General features: G+C 75.4%; 16 protein-coding genes. 7 read left to right on the top strand and 9 right to left on the bottom strand.

All coding sequences use genetic code 11. From position 1 onward, the window contains the following. The first annotated feature begins 99 nt into the window (after nt 1-99). Together KG103_RS17985 and KG103_RS17980 are read left to right on the top strand one after the other, a co-directional pair. A complete protein-coding gene (locus KG103_RS17985) occupies nt 100-624 on the top strand; it encodes a GNAT family N-acetyltransferase (protein ID WP_207339833.1) in 525 nt (174 codons plus the stop codon). A gap of 35 nt (nt 625-659) precedes the next feature. Further along, nucleotides 660-1,328, top strand: coding sequence for a YceI family protein (locus tag KG103_RS17980; RefSeq protein WP_207339832.1), 669 nt, complete (start codon nt 660-662; stop codon nt 1,326-1,328). 119 nt (nt 1,329-1,447) lie between these two features. Here KG103_RS17980 and KG103_RS17975 read toward each other — a convergent pair whose 3' ends face one another. Beyond that, complete coding sequence (locus KG103_RS17975; RefSeq protein WP_207339831.1) at nt 1,448-2,176, bottom strand: Type 1 glutamine amidotransferase-like domain-containing protein; 729 nt, start codon at nt 2,174-2,176, stop codon at nt 1,448-1,450. A 189-nt stretch (nt 2,177-2,365) separates the two neighbouring features. Here KG103_RS17975 and KG103_RS17970 point away from each other — a divergent pair, with 189 nt between their 5' ends. Further along, a complete protein-coding gene (locus KG103_RS17970; protein WP_089797468.1) occupies nt 2,366-3,118 on the top strand; it encodes an HAD-IIB family hydrolase in 753 nt (250 codons plus the stop codon). A gap of 207 nt (nt 3,119-3,325) precedes the next feature. Then, entirely contained in the window at nt 3,326-3,733 is a 408-nt protein-coding gene (locus tag KG103_RS17965; RefSeq protein ID WP_207339830.1) for a hypothetical protein, read from the top strand. Nucleotides 3,734-3,897: 164 nt separating this feature from the next. Here KG103_RS17965 and KG103_RS17960 read toward each other — a convergent pair whose 3' ends face one another. Continuing rightward, nucleotides 3,898-4,164: a hypothetical protein gene (locus tag KG103_RS17960; protein WP_207339829.1), complete on the bottom strand. Its 267-nt coding sequence runs from the start codon at nt 4,162-4,164 to the stop codon at nt 3,898-3,900. A 314-nt stretch (nt 4,165-4,478) separates the two neighbouring features. On the opposite strand from KG103_RS17960, the gene KG103_RS17955 reads away from it, so the two are divergent. Further along, nucleotides 4,479-5,075, top strand: coding sequence for a hypothetical protein (locus KG103_RS17955; RefSeq protein WP_207339828.1), 597 nt, complete (start codon nt 4,479-4,481; stop codon nt 5,073-5,075). 35 nt (nt 5,076-5,110) lie between these two features. Here KG103_RS17955 and ggt read toward each other — a convergent pair whose 3' ends face one another. The 4 genes from ggt to KG103_RS17935 form a co-directional block, all read right to left on the bottom strand. Beyond that, nucleotides 5,111-7,039 (bottom strand): gamma-glutamyltransferase, encoded by a 1,929-nt coding sequence (ggt, locus tag KG103_RS17950; RefSeq protein ID WP_207339827.1) that lies wholly within the window; start codon nt 7,037-7,039, stop codon nt 5,111-5,113. A gap of 79 nt (nt 7,040-7,118) precedes the next feature. After that, entirely contained in the window at nt 7,119-8,324 is a 1,206-nt protein-coding gene (locus KG103_RS17945) for an NAD(P)/FAD-dependent oxidoreductase (protein WP_207339826.1), read from the bottom strand. 154 nt (nt 8,325-8,478) lie between these two features. Further along, nucleotides 8,479-10,197: a glucuronyl esterase domain-containing protein gene (locus KG103_RS18975; protein ID WP_249670662.1), complete on the bottom strand. Its 1,719-nt coding sequence runs from the start codon at nt 10,195-10,197 to the stop codon at nt 8,479-8,481. Nucleotides 10,198-10,494: 297 nt separating this feature from the next. After that, nucleotides 10,495-11,361 (bottom strand): oxygenase MpaB family protein, encoded by an 867-nt coding sequence (locus KG103_RS17935; protein ID WP_207339825.1) that lies wholly within the window; start codon nt 11,359-11,361, stop codon nt 10,495-10,497. A gap of 150 nt (nt 11,362-11,511) precedes the next feature. On the opposite strand from KG103_RS17935, the gene KG103_RS17930 reads away from it, so the two are divergent. Beyond that, a complete protein-coding gene (locus KG103_RS17930) occupies nt 11,512-11,982 on the top strand; it encodes a GyrI-like domain-containing protein (RefSeq protein WP_207339824.1) in 471 nt (156 codons plus the stop codon). A 21-nt stretch (nt 11,983-12,003) separates the two neighbouring features. Here the strand turns inward: KG103_RS17930 and KG103_RS17925 are convergent, their stop codons facing one another. The 3 genes from KG103_RS17925 to KG103_RS17915 form a co-directional block, all read right to left on the bottom strand. Continuing rightward, nucleotides 12,004-12,372 carry a VOC family protein gene (locus KG103_RS17925; RefSeq protein WP_207339823.1) on the bottom strand — a complete coding sequence of 123 codons (369 nt, stop codon included), beginning with the start codon at nt 12,370-12,372 and terminating at the stop codon, nt 12,004-12,006. Nucleotides 12,373-12,441: 69 nt separating this feature from the next. After that, on the bottom strand, nt 12,442-12,873 hold the full coding sequence (locus KG103_RS17920) for a hypothetical protein (RefSeq protein WP_207339822.1): 432 nt from the start codon (nt 12,871-12,873) through the stop codon (nt 12,442-12,444). Between the two features lie 65 nt (nt 12,874-12,938). Further along, entirely contained in the window at nt 12,939-13,511 is a 573-nt protein-coding gene (locus KG103_RS17915; RefSeq protein ID WP_207339821.1) for a mycothiol transferase, read from the bottom strand. 101 nt (nt 13,512-13,612) lie between these two features. Between KG103_RS17915 and KG103_RS17910 the strand changes: the two genes are divergently transcribed. Next, entirely contained in the window at nt 13,613-14,572 is a 960-nt protein-coding gene (locus tag KG103_RS17910; RefSeq protein ID WP_207339820.1) for a helix-turn-helix transcriptional regulator, read from the top strand. Nucleotides 14,573-14,691: the final 119 nt, after the last annotated feature.

The following is a 14,691-nucleotide window of genomic DNA, read 5'->3' as shown; positions in this document are numbered from 1 at the left end:
TCCCGGTGCGGCCGTGGCGGGCAGAAGTATCAAGCGCCCCGGCCGGTCGCGTCGCTCGTGCGCACGCGGGGCCGGCCCCACGCACTACCGTCGGGTGCCGTGGACGTCCACCCCCAGCAGGCCACCGCCGCCGACGCGACGGCGATCCACGCGCTGCGGCGCTCCCTCGAGGACTGGATGGCCACCCGCGGCATCGACCAGTGGCCCGTCGGGTCCGTGCCGGCCGAGCGCATCGCGGCGCAGGTGGCCGACGGGCAGTGGTGGGTGGTCCGCGACGACGACGGGCTGCGGGGCGTCGTGCGCGTCGTCGCCACGGACCCCGAGTACTGGGGCGACGACGACGCGCCCGCCCTCTACGTCCACGGGCTCATGGTCGCCCGGCGGGCGGCGGGGACCGGGCTCGGGCGGGCGCTCGTCGAGTGGGTGGGCGAGCGTGCGCGCGCTGCCGGCGCGACGTGGCTGCGGCTCGACCACCGCGCGTCGAACCCGCACCTGGACGACGTGTACCGGTCCTGGGGGTTCGAGCCGGTCGGCGTCACCGACCGCCCGGGGTTCGCGGTGGTGCTGATGCAGCGCCCCGTGCACGGGGGGACGGCCCCGGGCGACGTACCGTCGTCCCCGTGAGGGCACGTCGCGGCCCGGCGAGGAAGGACAGGACGATGCAGCAGCGGACCAGGACGTGGGTCGGGATCGGTGCCGGCGTGGTGGTGCTGGGGATCGTGGCCGCCGTCGTCGGGCCCGGGCTGTACGCCGACTGGGCCAACGACCGCGCCGACGCCGCCCCGACCCTCGAGGCGCAGGTGCAGGGCGCACCCGTCACGGCGACGGACGGCACGTGGACCGTCACGGACGGCTCCTTCGCCGGGTACCGCCTCGAGGAGGTGCTGCGCGGCCAGGACGTCACCGTGACCGGGCGCACCGACCAGGTGACCGGCACGCTCACCGTCGCGGACGGCGCGCTCACCGCTGCCGAGGTCGTGGTCGACATGGCGAGCATCGCCACGGACCAGCCCCCGCGTGACGGCTACTTCCGGGACCAGGCGATCCAGGTGGTGCGCTATCCCACGGCGACCTTCACGCTGACCGAGCCGGTCGAGCTGCCGCAGGACGCGACGAGTGCGCAGCTCACGGGTGACCTGACGATCCGCGACGTCACGCGCGAGGTCACGGTGGACGCCGACCTCGCGGCGTCGGGCGACGTCGTGCAGGTCGTGGGGTCGGTGCCGATCACGTTCGCGGACTACGGCGTGCAGGCGCCGAGCCTCGGCTTCGTGACGGTCGAGGACGACGGGTTCGTCGAGTTCGACCTGCGTCTCGCGGCGGACTGACGCGGCGCCGGCAGGGGTCGGAGGGCCGGCGCGGCGGGTGACGCGTCGTCGGCGGTTGCCACCTCGTCCGTCCCGGTGACGCCTGGCTCCCGGTACGGCGTGCCGCCGGGCCGAGCGCGTCAGGCCCCGAGCACCCGGGTGGGCAGCGGCTCCTCGGTGACACCCCGCGCCGTGCGCCGGACGCCGACCGCCTGTGCTCCCGCGCGCTCGGTGACGGCCTCCACGAGGACGCCGTCGCGCCACACCAGCGCGACGCCGTCGTCGGCGGCGTACCCGTCCGGCAGGCGACCCGAGGCGACCCAGTCGAGGTACGACTCCCGCCGCCCCGGCTCCCCGCGGTAGTGCGGGCACGCGGACCCCGGCAGCAGGCCGAGGCCGTCGCGCAGCGGTGCGTAGGGTCCGAACGAGTCCGTGCTCGACGCCTCGAACCAGCAGTTCATGCCGGCCGAGATGCCTGCCAGGACGGTGCCGCGGCTCGCGGCCTGCGCGAGCAGGTCCGGCAGGCCGTGCAGCCGCCACACCGCCAGCAGGTTGGCGGTGGACCCGCCGCCGACGTACACGACGTCCTGGTCGAGCACGTCGTCGAGGCGGTTCAGCGGGATCGACCCCTCGGGGCCGTTGCCGAACAGCGCCAGCACCGAGGTGCGGGCGCGGCCCTCGAAGGCGGCGAGGAACCGCTCGACGTACGCGGCCGCGTCGCCGCCGGCGGTGCCGACGAAGCACACGCGGGGGGTGTCGCCGCGGGCGAGGGCGAGGAGGTGCTCGTCGAGCGAGCCGGCGTCGGCGACGTCGGGCATCGAGAAGCCCCCGCCGCCCATCGTCACGATCGTGCCCTGCCGCAGCGTCATGGGCCGACGGTAGGCCAGGACGAACCGTGCGGTCGCGCGCATTCCCGGCCAGGTCCCACGGCCCACCGGGTACCGTGTTCCGGTTGCGGGGTCACCGGGCCCCGCCGATCCCGGCCGCCCACGCGTCATCCCGCGGTGGCCGCCCGCGCAGGCCCACGTCGGTGGGCGACGCCCGCACACGGAGGACCGATGACCTACGAGCTCGCGCTCTTCGACCTGGACGACACCCTCGCGCCGTCGAAGAGCAAGGTGCACCCGCAGATCGTCGACATGATCGTCGCGCTCACGCGCGTCGCGCAGGTCGGCATCATCTCCGGCGGCCGGTTCGAGCAGTTCGACGCCCAGCTGCTGTCGTCGATCGACGACGCCGCGGCCCTCTCCCGGCTGCACGTGCTGCCGACCTGCGGCACGCGCTACCTCGTGCACGACGGCTCCGCGTGGACCGAGGTCTACAGCGAGCCGCTGACCGAGGACGAGTCCGCCCGCGCCGCCGCCGCCGTCGAGAAGTCGGCGCGCGAGCTGGGGCTGTGGGAGGAGAGCACCTGGGGTGACCGCATCGAGCTGCGCGGCAGCCAGGTGACGTTCTCGGCCCTCGGCCAGGAGGCCCCGGTCGACGCGAAGGCCGCCTGGGACCCGGACGGCGCGAAGAAGGAGAAGCTGCGTGCGGCCGTCGCCGAGCAGCTGCCCGACCTCGAGGTCCGCTCCGGCGGCTCGACGTCCGTCGACATCACCCGCAAGGGCATCGACAAGGCGTACGGCGTGAACCGGCTGCTCGCGCGCCTGGGCCTGGAGCCGACGCAGGCCGTGTTCTTCGGTGACCGCCTCGACGAGGGCGGCAACGACTACCCGGTCATCTCCACCGGCGTCCCGTGCATCGCGGTGGAGGGCTGGGAGGACACCCCGGCCAAGGTCCGCGCGGCGCTGCCGGAGGCGTTCGCCTGACGGACCCCGCGTCGGCCAGCTGGTCGTGAAGGGTTGTTGCCGGGACCCGGCAGCAACCCTTCACGTTTTCCAGGTGCCGCTCCTGCGCGAGGCACGACCGGTGGGTCGACGAAGCGCCTCGGACGCCCGCGTCCGAGCGCTACGTTGTGCACAGCCAGGCGCCTACCGCGTCGTGGCGGGAGTCGGACCAGCGTGGACGGGCACCTGATGGACGGCACCACATCGAACGAGGGCGGCCCGGACGCTGCCGTGACGTCCGCGGGTCTGCCGGAGGACGTCCGCAGGATCCTCGTGGCCGTTGCGGAGCGCTCGGGCGAGCACCGGGACGTGCTGGTGCGCCAGATCACCCGTGCGGTGGTCACCGAGAACGCGCGCACGTGGGTCTACTTCTCCGTCCCGGACCCGGTAGCGCGTGTCCCGTGGTCGGACGGGTTCATCCCACTCGCCTTGAACCCCAGCGTCGTCGATGCGTCGGGCGAGCCGACGGGGACCATCTACGTCTGGGTGGAGGACGGCCGGCTCTCCGGGGTCGAGCATCCGTGGTTCACCGACGAGGCTCCGACGCAGTGGCCGAGTGTCGACATGCTCGTCTGGGACCAGGTCTCGATCAGCTGACCGCACCAAGCGCTTGCGCCGGCGGGTTTCGGCAGGGGAGCAAGGGCATCCACGCCTCGAGACAGACGAGGTCCTATGGCTCGTCGAGCTCGACACAGCGCCGCGCCCCGGGCCACTGCGAACCGGCCGCACGGAGCGGCGCGCTCGTGGTCGGGGGGCAGGTGTCAGCCCGGGCCGTTGGTCGCCGGCTCGACCCACCGGGGGGTCCCGCAGCGGCGCACCGCGTAGCGGTCCACGACGTGCTCGAGCAGCGCCGTGCGCAGCCGGACGCCTGCGGTCGTGACCCGGTTCGCGACGTGGACGGGGACGTCGCGGTACTCGTAGTCGGCCCAGGCGCCCCCCGAGGCGGACGTGAAGCGGACCGTCAGCGTGCCGGACGCGGCGTCGTGGCGGGCGGTGCGGGGTCGCAGGTGGGGGGTCTGACGAAACATCCCACCACCGTGCGCCGTCCGACAGGTCCAGCGGTGGTCAGAAGGTCCCACCGCGGGTCCGGGACGTGTGCGCCGCGGGTCCGGGACGGCAAGGACGATCTCCCACCGGACGCTGAGGGCGCCACGACCGGGGCCCCTGGGCCGTGCGTGTGAACTTCATCCGTGCCGCCCCGACCCTGGTCCGCCATCCCTACGGTGCGAGCACGTCACGTGTTCTCGTCCGCGTGCGGCGTTCCGGGCGTCGCGAGCCCAGGGAGCGAGGACGGCGACGACGTGCAGCGGGGCAGTGACGACGAGCTCGACGGAGGTGCCGGGTGGACATGATCGACGGCGGGGCTGGCCGCGACACCGTGCGGGACGTCCCCTGGATGGGCCGCGGGGCGCGCGCGGTCGTCGTGCTGCTCGCCCTGGTGCTCGCGGGCGTCGGTGGGGTCGGTGGCGCGGTGGTGCACTGGTTCGTCGTGCAGCCGAGCGACGACGAGCTGCGCGCCGCAGCCGCCGACCTGCCGCTCCACGGCTTCCGGGACGTCGGCGGGCGCGGGATCTCCGGGCGCTGGGCCCCGTCGTTCGACCGCGGGTCCCTGCACTGGGACGCGGTGTCCGAGAGCGTCGTCACGACGTGGGACGTCGCGGACGCGCTGCGCGACGAGGGGTGGACCGTCGAGGACCCCGGTGACGGCGGCGTGGTGCACGGGCGCCGGGACCGTGTCGTCGTGGACGTCCGCCCGTGGGGGCTCGAGGACGGCGGCACGACCGCGAGCATCGCCGTCGGGCGGGGGGACGTCCCTCCGTCGCCGGGCCTGACGGCCGCGCTCGGCGCCGCCGTCGGGGCGCTGCTCGGGGTGCTCGGCGGGGTCCTCGGTGGCCGGGCGCTCGCGGCGCGCCACGGGCCCGGCTCCTCGACCTGGTGAGGGCAGCGGCGGCCCACGCGCACGACGCCGCGCCTTCAGCCCTGCGGCCGCACGACCCCCGCGCTGCCTCCCCCGCGCCGCACGGGCTCCGCGACCGACAGCAGCCTGCCCCCGTCGAGGACCTCGATCGCGGTGGCCGCCCCGATCTCCGGGGTGTCGGCGAAGGTGTGGCCCAGCGCCTCCAGGCCGGTGCGCGGGAACCCCGGCTCGGCCTGGATCGACGTCCCGTTGCGCGGTGTCGCACGCGGCGCGGCCACGGCCTGGTCGAGCGGCATGCCGAGGTCGATCCGGTTGACCAGCGTCTGCAGCACCGTGGTGATGATGGTCGCGCCGCCGGGGGAGCCGAGGGCGAGGAACGGCCGCCCGTCCCGCAGGACGATCGTCGGCGCCATGGACGACCGCGGGCGCTTGCCCGGGCCGGGCAGGTTCGGGTCGGACCCGCCCTGCGTGTCCGTGAAGCTGAAGTCCGTGAGCTCGTTGTTCAGCAGGAAGCCGCGCCCGGGCACGACGATCCCGTTGCCGCCGGTGGACTCGATGGTCAGCGTGTACGCCACGACGTTGCCCCAGCGGTCGGCCGTGGTGAGGTGCGTGGTCGAGGTGCCCTCGGGCGACTCGACGCCGGGGTCGGTGCCGGCCTCGCAGCCCTCGTAGGTCCCGTCCGGGACGCCGGGCGCGATCGGCTTGGGCAGGGCCGCCGTCGGGTCGATCAGGCAGGCGCGCTCGGCGGCGAAGCCGTCGGACAGCAGCTCCTCGAGCGGCACGTCGACGAACGCCGGGTCGCCCACGTACCGGTTGCGGTCGGCGAACGCGAGCGACGACGCCTCGATGTACCGGTGCAGCGCCTGGGTGTCGTCGAGGGCGCCGAGGTCCACGGTCTCGAGGATGTTCAGCGCCTCGCCGACGGTGGACCCGCCGGACGACGGCGGTGCCATGCCGTACACGTCGAGCCCGCGGTACGTGACGTGCGTGGGGTCGCGCGGCACGACGTCGTACGCGGCCAGGTCGGACGTCTCCAGCAGCCCCGGCCGCACGACGCGCGTGCTGCCCGGGGCGACCGGCGGCGCCTGCACCGTGTCGACGATCTCCTGCGCCAGCGGCCCGGTGTACAGCGCGTCGACGCCGTCGCGTGCGAGCAGCCGGTACGTGCGTGCCAGGTCGGGGTTGCGCAGCACCGACCCGACGCGCGGCGGGGCGCCACCGGGCAGGTAGAGCGCGGCGGTCGACGGGAAGGCGGCGAACCGGTCGGCGTTCGCCGCGGTCTGCTCGACGAACGTCCGGTCGACGACGAACCCCTTCTCCGCGACGCGCGTGGCACCGGCCAGCGCGTCGCGCAGGCTGAGCGTGCCCCACGTGTCCAGCGCGGCCTGCCACGTCGCCGGCGTCCCCGGGACCCCGACGGACAGGCCGGACGTCACCGCCTGGTCGAACGGGATCGCGGTGCCGTTCTCGACGAACGCGTCGGGGCCCATGGCGGCCGGGGCGGTCTCGCGGCCGTCGAGCGTCTGCACCGTGCCCGTCGCGGCGTCGTGGACGACGAGGAAGCCGCCGCCGCCGATGCCGGCCGAGTACGGCTCGGTCACGCCCAGCGTCGCGGCCGCGGCCACGGCGGCGTCGACCGCGTTGCCGCCCCGGCGCAGCACCTCGAGCCCGACCCGGGTCGCGTCGGGGTCGACCGTGGCGACCGCGCCGCCGCTGCCCACGGCGACCGGGACCTTGGCGGGAGGGCGGTGCGGACCGGGCTTGCCCGGCCCAGGCTTCCCGGGACGCCCCGGACGGCCTCGGCCGTCCACCTGGGCACCGTCCACCTGGTCGCCGTCGACCTCGTCGCCACCCACGTCCGCCACGGCGCCCTCGGACGTCGAGCCGGGATCCGGCGGCGCCGCGGCCGCGGGCAGCGCCCCCGCGGCCAGCGCCAGCGACGCGGCGGCGACGACGAGCGGACGAGCGAGCGTGGACGTGCGCATGGCGGCCCCCTGGTGGTGCGGACGTCAGGTGTCCTGCCTACCACCGCACGCCGCGGGCCACCCGCTCAGGGCCACCCGCTCAGGAGACCTTGCCCCGCAGCAGCCGGTGCCAGTACACCTGCGGCTCGACGTACCGGTCGAACAGGTACAGCGACCGGCGTGGCCGCACCAGGTCGGGGAACGGGATGGTCGGCTCGGCGTGGCCCTCACGGTCGTGCTCGGCCAGCAGCAGCTCGTGCCGCGACGTCGTCACGGGCGCCACCGTGTACCCGTCGTAGTGCCGCAGCGGGGCGCCGACCAGGTGCGCGGGGATGTTGTGCGCCACCACCGGCACCTGCTTGCGCAGCGCACCGCCGGACGGCGACGTGTCGACCGTGGCGACGTCCCCCAGCGCCCACACGCGCGGGTGGGTGCGGTGCTGCAGGGTCAGCGGGTCGACGTCGACGAACCCGTCCGTCCCCTCGGCGGCCAGGCCGCTCGTCGTGACCCATCCCGGTGCCCGGTGCGGCGGGGCGACGAACAGCGCGTCGTACCCGAGGGTGGTCCCGTCGGGAGCGGCCGTGCCGTCCGCCGACCGCAGGTGCACCGTGCGCGCCGCGGGGTCGACCCGCTCCGCGACGGTCCCGGTGCGCACCCGCACCCCGTAGTCGTCGGCGGCGGCGCGCAGCTCCTGGTCGGCGCGCGCGGTGCCGGCCAGCCGCGACCCCTCGACGACGAGGTCGATCGTGACGTCGCCCAGCACCCCGGTGCTGCGCCAGTGGTCCGCCGCCAGGAACAAGGGCTTGAGGCCCACCGGCGAGCACGGCACGTGGCGGTCGGAGACGACGAACACGGCACGCCCCGACGTCAGCCCCGACAGCATGTCCCACGCCTGCGGGGCGTGCTCCGGCAGGTAGCTGGTCGAGGCGTGCGGCGTCGCGCACGCCACGCGCAGACCGGGCACCGCGTCCCAGTCGACCCGCGACCCCGGGCACAGGACGAGGTCCCTGTACGCCAGCTCGCCGCCGCCGGCCAGGTGCACCACCGACGCGTCCGGGTCGACCGCGACGACGCTGTCCTGGTGCCAGTGCACACCGTCCGGTACGACGTCGGCCTGCGGGCGCCGCAGGTCGTCGAGGGTGGCGGCTCCGCCGGCGACGTACGACAGCAGCGGCCGGTAGTGGTGGGTGGGGCTCGGTTCGACGAGCCCCACGTCCGGGCAGCCGCCGCGCAGCAGCTTGGCCGCGAGCGAGACCCCGGCGTTGCCGCCCCCGACGACGAGGACACGATGACGGGGAGGGGTCATGGCGGCACGCTTCCCTCGGGACGACGGTGTGCGGCCACGCTAGGGCCGCCGTGGACGGACCGCGCGGCGAGGGTCCGTGCGGACGCTCGACACGGCGCAGGAGGAGGGGAGGGTGAGGCCCCTCCCCTCCCCGCGAGAGGTCGATCCAGCCCCGTCAGGTGCAGGTGAGCGTCAGGCCCTGGCCCGAGCCCGTGCCCTGGAAGCCGAACTCGGTGCTCTGGCCCGCGCCCACCGAGCCGTTCCACGGTGCGTTCGTGAACCGGACGGTGCCGCTCGTGCCGCTGCTCACCGAGCTCCACGCGTTGCTGACGGCGGCGCCACCGGGCAGGGCGACGGTGGTCGTCCAGCCGTTGAGGGACGACGACCCTGCCGTCACCCTCACCGTCGCGACGAACCCGCCGTTCCACTGGTTGAGCGAGACGGTCGCGGTGCAGCCGCCGGGCCCGGGCGTCGGCGGCGGTGACGACGTGGGCGTGGGCGACTGGGTGGGCGTGGGTGACGACGTGGGCGTGGGCGACTGGGTGGGCGTGGGTGACGACGTGGGCGTGGGCGACTGGGTGGGCGTGGGTGACGACGTGGGCGTCGGTGACGACGTGGGCGTGGGCGTCGGGGTCGACCCGGGGCCGTCCGTGAGCGTCGGCGTCGTCCAGTCGACCCACTGCGCGAGGCTGCCCTGGGCGCGTGACGAGATCCGCATCTGGCCCTGCGAGGAGCCCGTGCCGAGCAGGAACTTCTGGATGTTCTGCTGCAACGGCGTGCGCCACTCCGGCCGGTTGGCGCAGTGCGACCCGTCGGCGACGTCGGACCAGTACGTGATGTTGCCGCCCGCACCGAGGGCGCGGTAGATCTCCGCCGCACCGAGCGCGGCGACGCTCGCCGAGCGCGGTCCGAGGTTGGCGATGTGCGGGTTGTCCATGATGAACAGCCCGCGCGGCGCGACCAGGCCGAGGAGCTGGTGGGTGTCGACCGGCAGGTTGTTCGGGTTGCCGGTGTACGACCCGAACGCGTCGCCGAACCACGGCTGCTCGCCGTACGCGCTGCTCAGCGACTGCGCCCCCTCGCCCGGGATGCCGCGGAAGATCGGGACGCCCGCCGTCCCGGACTCGATCGGCATGGTCAGCGCGATGCGCTGGTCGAACGCCCCGGCCACGATGGCGCCCTTGCCGAAGCGCGAGCACCCGGTGACGCCCGTCGCGTCGGCCCGCAGGATCGTCCCGTCGGACGCCTCGATGACGTCGATGATGCGACTGACGCCCCACGCCCAGGCCATGAGCAGGCCCGTCTGGCTGCTCGAGCCGTAGATGTCGTAGAACGCACCCTGCTTGGTGGCGCGGCCCGTGCCCTCCTTGCCGACGGCGTACGGATCGAAGCTGATGACCGCCGCCCCGGAGCTGCGGATGGTCGCCGTGTCGGCGCCGAAGCCGCCGTAGACGACGACAGCCGGGTGCGGGCCGTTGCCGCTGGGCAGCGAGACGTTCGCGGAGAAGCTGGTCGAGCGGCCGCCGTGCGAGACGTTCACCGTGATCCGGGAGCTGGTGACGCTCCCGGAGACGGTGGCCGGCCTGCCCGGCTTCTCGCCGTACACGTACCGCTCCGCGAGGCGTCGCGTCTGCTCGCGCTGGCAGCGCCAGTCCGCCTTGCTGGTGATGCGGGTGCCGTCGGCCCGCTTGAACGGGTCGGGCAGCCGTGCGTTCGACTGCGCGGCCGGGAGCGAGGGGAACGTGCAGTCGGCGCCGGTGTTCTCGACCACCTCGACGTACGGCGCGGCCTGCGCGGGTGGGGCGTGGGGGACGACGACCGCAGCCGCAGCCAGCGCGAGCGACGCGGCGACGACGACGGCGGGGCGGGACTTCGAGCGGCCCGTGGATCTCACCGGGTCTCTCCCTCCGTGAGGGCGGAGAGGAGCCTGGCGTGCTCGACGGAGCCGAGGGACGACGGGCCGAGCGACGCTGCTCCCCAGGGACAGCGCCACAGTGCAAACGTTTTCCATGCCCGGTCAACGCGGCTAAACCCTTATGCCCGTGGCGCAAGCGGTTCGACGACGAGGGGCACCACGTGCGCGCCACGTGCGCACGGCGCGGCATGGGGCCCGCCCGACGCGGCCGGCGACGTCAGCGGTCGAGCCGGGCGCGCCGGTCAGCCGCGGGCCCGCCGTCCGGCAGGCCGACCCTCAGCCCTCCGGCTGTCCCGCCAGCAGCCACCTGATGGCCCGGGTCGCCACGTGACCGGAGGCCCGCGCCGCCGCACGGGCGACCCGGCCGCGGTCCGGCAGCCCCAACGCGGTGCGCGCCCAGTCCGGCAGGGACTCGACGGCCGCGGCGCCGAGCGCGGTGTAGCCCGGGCGCAGGGTCCGGGGCACCGGCGGCTCGCGCAGCAGGAACTGTGCGGCGTCCAGTGCTGCCGGGGTCGCGCGGAGCACCGGCCGGTAGCCCTCGATGGCGTCGCGCAGGCCGGCCGCCGTCTCCGGCACGTCGACGGCTCCCAGCGCGCGGCCGATCCGGGCCGCCTGCGCCGCGTACTCGTCCGCGCGCGCCGGGGTCAACGGGCGCGCCCCGTACCGGGTGTGCGCGACCAGGAAGCTCTCGATCTCCGCCACGTGGACCCAGCGCAGCAGGTCCGGGTCGGACGCCGCGTACGCGATGCCGTCGGGCGTCACGCCGCGCACCCGGTCGTGGATGGTGCGGATCGCGTCGACCGCCGCCTGCGCGTCGTCCGCGGTGCCGAAGACGGTGGTCGCCAGGAAGGTGCTGGTCCCGGCCAGCCGCCCCCACGGGTCCTGGCGGAAGTCGGAGTGGCTGGCGACCCCGGCCATCGCCGCGGGGTGCAGCGACTGCAGCAGCAGGGAGCGCAGCCCGCCGACGAACATCGAGGCGTCCCCGTGCACGTCGCGGATCGCGGCGTCGGGCTCGAACCAGCGCGGCCCGGGCCGGCGGTGGATCCGCTCCCGGCTGCGGTGCCCGTGGGGCCCGGCGACGCGCAGGAACAGCGCCTCGCCGGAGCGGGCGCGCCAGCGTCGGACAGGGTCGACGAGCGTCACGCCCCCACCGTACGGACCGGATGGTGGCGCGCCACCGGAACCCCGACCCGATGAGTTCGCGCGCCCACCCGGGTCGGTCCGTCCGACCGCGTCTGCACCGACCCCGCGGCTGTACCGACCACGAGGGCGACACGTCGCCGAGGAGGAACCATGAGCACGACCCCGACCGACAGGCCGACCGTCCGCATCGCCGCCGTGCGGGCCACGGTGCCCGCCGCAGAACTGGTCGCGTTCTTCGACCGCACCTACACGGCGGTGGCCGACACGGTGCGGCGCGAGGGCTGGACGTTCAGCGGCCCGGCGCTGGCCTGGTACCACGGCATGCCGACGGACAGCGTCGACGTGACCGGCGGCTTCCCGGTCGAGGGCGCGCCCCTGGGGCCCGTGTCCGACGGCGTCGAGGTCATGGAGCTGCCGGGCGGTGCAGCGCTGGAGGCGACGCACACCGGATCGTACGATCGGCTCCCCGACGCCTGGGACCGCCTCGAGCAGGAGCGGGCAGCCCTCGGCGTCGACGGGCGCGGCGACTTCTGGGAGGAGTACGTCACCGAGCCGTCCCCGGGTGGTGACCCCGACGCGAACGTCACGCGGCTGGTGCTGCCGCTGCGCGCGGAGGGGTGAGCGACCGCCGGCGCGGGGCGCTCAGTCGCCGTCGCCCGTCCGGCCCTCGAACAGGCCGATCTCGTTGCCGTCGGGGTCGCGGAACGACGCCCACCAGCTCGTCTCGTCGATGGGCGTGCGCGACCGCAGCACCTCGGCGCCCAGCTGCGTCGCCTGGGCGAGGGCGTCGTCGATCGAGTCGACCTCGACGTAGCTGCGGGGCGAGGTGAAGCCCTCGCCGCGCGGTGCCAGGCCGCCGCCGCTCACCTTGTTCGGGGTCGACCACATGGGGTAGCCCTCGAACCCGGGGATCTCGTGGATGTCCCAGCCGAACAGCGCGCCGTAGAACCGCGACGCCGCCTGCACGTCGTTCACGGGGATGTCGATGTGGGTGATGTCGCCGTGTGCCATGGCCGTCCCCTTCGCCGTGCCCGGTATGTCCGTCCCAGGCTAGGGGCGGACGCCCACATGCGCCGACGCTCAGGACGGCAGCGACTCGGCGAAGCGGACGACCCCCGCGGCGACGCCGGCCGCGAACGCCAGGACCAGCACCACGGCGGCCACCACGATCGTCGTCACGGCGCCCGCCGTGCGGCCCTGGGGCCGGGGCGTCACGTCGGTGGGCCGGGTGGGGTCCACCCAGACCGTGCCGTCGAACCCGTACTGCACGCCCGGTCCGCGCACACGGAACACCTGCATGCGGCTGCGCAGCAGCGAACCGTCGGGCCCGGGGTACTCGACCTCGAGGACCTCCCCGCCGGGGCTGGGCATGCTCGACAGCGGGCGGGCCGGCACCCGGACGCGCGGCACGGCCCGCGCCGCGCGCAGCGCGCGCGAGCCCCGTACCGCCAGCACGACGCCCAGCACGAGGGCGCCGACGCAGGCCAGCGCGAGGAGGGTGGAGGTCGCCACGCGCCCACGGTAGTGGGAGCGTCGGGCCGGGTGGGCGGGCGGCACACCGCCGCCGGGCACGTGCCTCAGGCCTGCGGCGGGTCCTCCCCGACCAGCCCGTCGACCGCCTCGCGGAACAGGTCGGCGTGCCCGAGGTGGCGGGCGTACTCGGCGTTCAGGTCGACGAGGAGCCGGCGGCGGTTCGGGCTGCCGTCGTCCCACTCGATCTGGGCGCGTTCGTCGAGCCCACCGTCGGCGGTGACGCGCGCCCAGACCTCCCGTGCGCGGTCGACCGCGTCCTGCCAGCAGGCGTAGAGCTCGGCGGGGGAGTCGTCGGCGGCCGAGCGCCAGTCGTAGCCCGGCCAGTCCTCGGGGGTCGTCGCCTGCCAGGCATTGCCGTAGCCGCCGGCGCCGAGCCGGCGGGCGCACACGTCGTCCTCGACGAGGGCCATGTGCTTGACCAGGCCGCCGAGCGTCATCTGGGACGGCGGGAACGAGCGGTGCAGCGCGTCGGCGTCGAGCCCGCCGACCTTCCACGCGAAGGTCGCGCGCGAGCGCTCCAGCATGAAGAGCAGGAGCTCGACCTCGCCGGCGTCGAGGCCGGGCTCCTGGATGGTGGTGTCGAGAGCCGGGACGTCCGGCGGGGTGGTGGGGGTCATGACGCGAACCTAGGCTCGGTTCCGGACGATCTGCTGCCGGTTGTCCGGAACGTCTCTCGATCGACCCGGACGGCGGCGCCGGACCACGCCGCGGGGGCGCCATGCCGACCGACACCAGCCCCACCTCGCGGGCACTGCTCGCGCTCGCGGAGCTGCACGCGAACCCGGGCGTCACGGCCGCCGGCCTCGCGGCGACGCTCGGGGTCACCGAGCGCGCCGCCCGCCGCTACGTGGCGATCCTGCGTGAGGCGGGCATCCCGGTGATCTCGACGCGCGGCCCGTACGGCGGCTACCGCGTCGGGCGCGGCGTGCGGCTGCCGCCCCTCGTCTTCGGCGCCGACGAGGCGCTCGCCCTGGTCATGGCCGTGCTGGACGGGCACCACGACGTGCGGCGCGGCGCCGACCCCGTCGGCGCCGCCCTCGACACGCTGCTGCGCGCCCTGCCCCCGGCGGTCGCCGCGCAGGCTGCGGTCGTCCGTCGGTCCACCGCCGCCGCTCCCGACCGTGCGGCCGTGCGCCCCGACCCGGCCGTCACCGCCGCGCTCGTGCAGGCGTGCGCCGACCGCCGTCCCGTCCGGGTGGGCTACCGCGGGGAGCGCGGGCGGGAGTGGGGAGCCGACGTCGACGCGTGGGCGGTCGTCGTCCGGCACGGGCGCTGGTACCTGGTGTGCCGCCGGCACGACGACGCCGCCGTGCGGACGTACCGGGTCGACCGCGTACGCACCGTCGAGCCCCTGCCCGGCACGGCGCAGCCGCCCCCCGACGTGGACCCGGTGGCCCTGCTGGAGCAGCACCTGGCGCAGGGCTGGGAGCACGACGTGGACGTGCTGATCGAGGCGGCGGTCGAGGACGTCGGGCGCGAGCTGCCCAGCGGTCTGGGCAGCCTCGAGCGTGTCGACGCCACGACCACCCGCCTGGTCGGGACCACGAGCAGCCCGCGCTGGTACGCGCAGCAGCTGGTGGGGGTCCCCGTGCCGTTCCGGGTGGTCGGAGGGCCGGAGCTGCGGGCGTGCGTGGCGGACGTCGGCACCCGGATGTCTGCGGCGATCGACGGTCGCTGAGCGCGCCGGCGGCACCGCCCGGCCGGCGGGAACCACCCGATCGGGTGTATCACCGACCCCTGCGTCGTGCTCCTGCCGCCGTGATCCTCGTGCGCCCGGTGCCGAGGACGTGACGGCCG

Origin of the sequence: Cellulomonas wangleii (assembly GCF_018388445.1) — a bacterium.
Classification (GTDB): domain Bacteria; phylum Actinomycetota; class Actinomycetes; order Actinomycetales; family Cellulomonadaceae; genus Cellulomonas; species Cellulomonas wangleii.
The sequence above is the reverse complement of the archived record's forward strand: the minus strand, read 5'-3'. Positions and strand labels throughout refer to the sequence as shown.

Coding starts and splice junctions, on each gene's coding strand:
- KG103_RS17980 (WP_207339832.1), top strand. CDS start 660: ATGCAGCAGCGGACCAGGACGTGGGTCGGGATCGGTGCCGGCGTGGTG.
- KG103_RS17975 (WP_207339831.1), bottom strand. CDS start 2,176: ATGACGCTGCGGCAGGGCACGATCGTGACGATGGGCGGCGGGGGCTTC.
- KG103_RS17970 (WP_089797468.1), top strand. CDS start 2,366: ATGACCTACGAGCTCGCGCTCTTCGACCTGGACGACACCCTCGCGCCG.
- KG103_RS17965 (WP_207339830.1), top strand. CDS start 3,326: ATGGACGGCACCACATCGAACGAGGGCGGCCCGGACGCTGCCGTGACG.
- KG103_RS17960 (WP_207339829.1), bottom strand. CDS start 4,164: ATGTTTCGTCAGACCCCCCACCTGCGACCCCGCACCGCCCGCCACGAC.
- ggt (WP_207339827.1), bottom strand. CDS start 7,039: ATGCGCACGTCCACGCTCGCTCGTCCGCTCGTCGTCGCCGCCGCGTCG.
- KG103_RS17945 (WP_207339826.1), bottom strand. CDS start 8,324: ATGACCCCTCCCCGTCATCGTGTCCTCGTCGTCGGGGGCGGCAACGCC.
- KG103_RS17930 (WP_207339824.1), top strand. CDS start 11,512: ATGAGCACGACCCCGACCGACAGGCCGACCGTCCGCATCGCCGCCGTG.
- KG103_RS17925 (WP_207339823.1), bottom strand. CDS start 12,372: ATGGCACACGGCGACATCACCCACATCGACATCCCCGTGAACGACGTG.
- KG103_RS17915 (WP_207339821.1), bottom strand. CDS start 13,511: ATGACCCCCACCACCCCGCCGGACGTCCCGGCTCTCGACACCACCATC.
- KG103_RS17910 (WP_207339820.1), top strand. CDS start 13,613: ATGCCGACCGACACCAGCCCCACCTCGCGGGCACTGCTCGCGCTCGCG.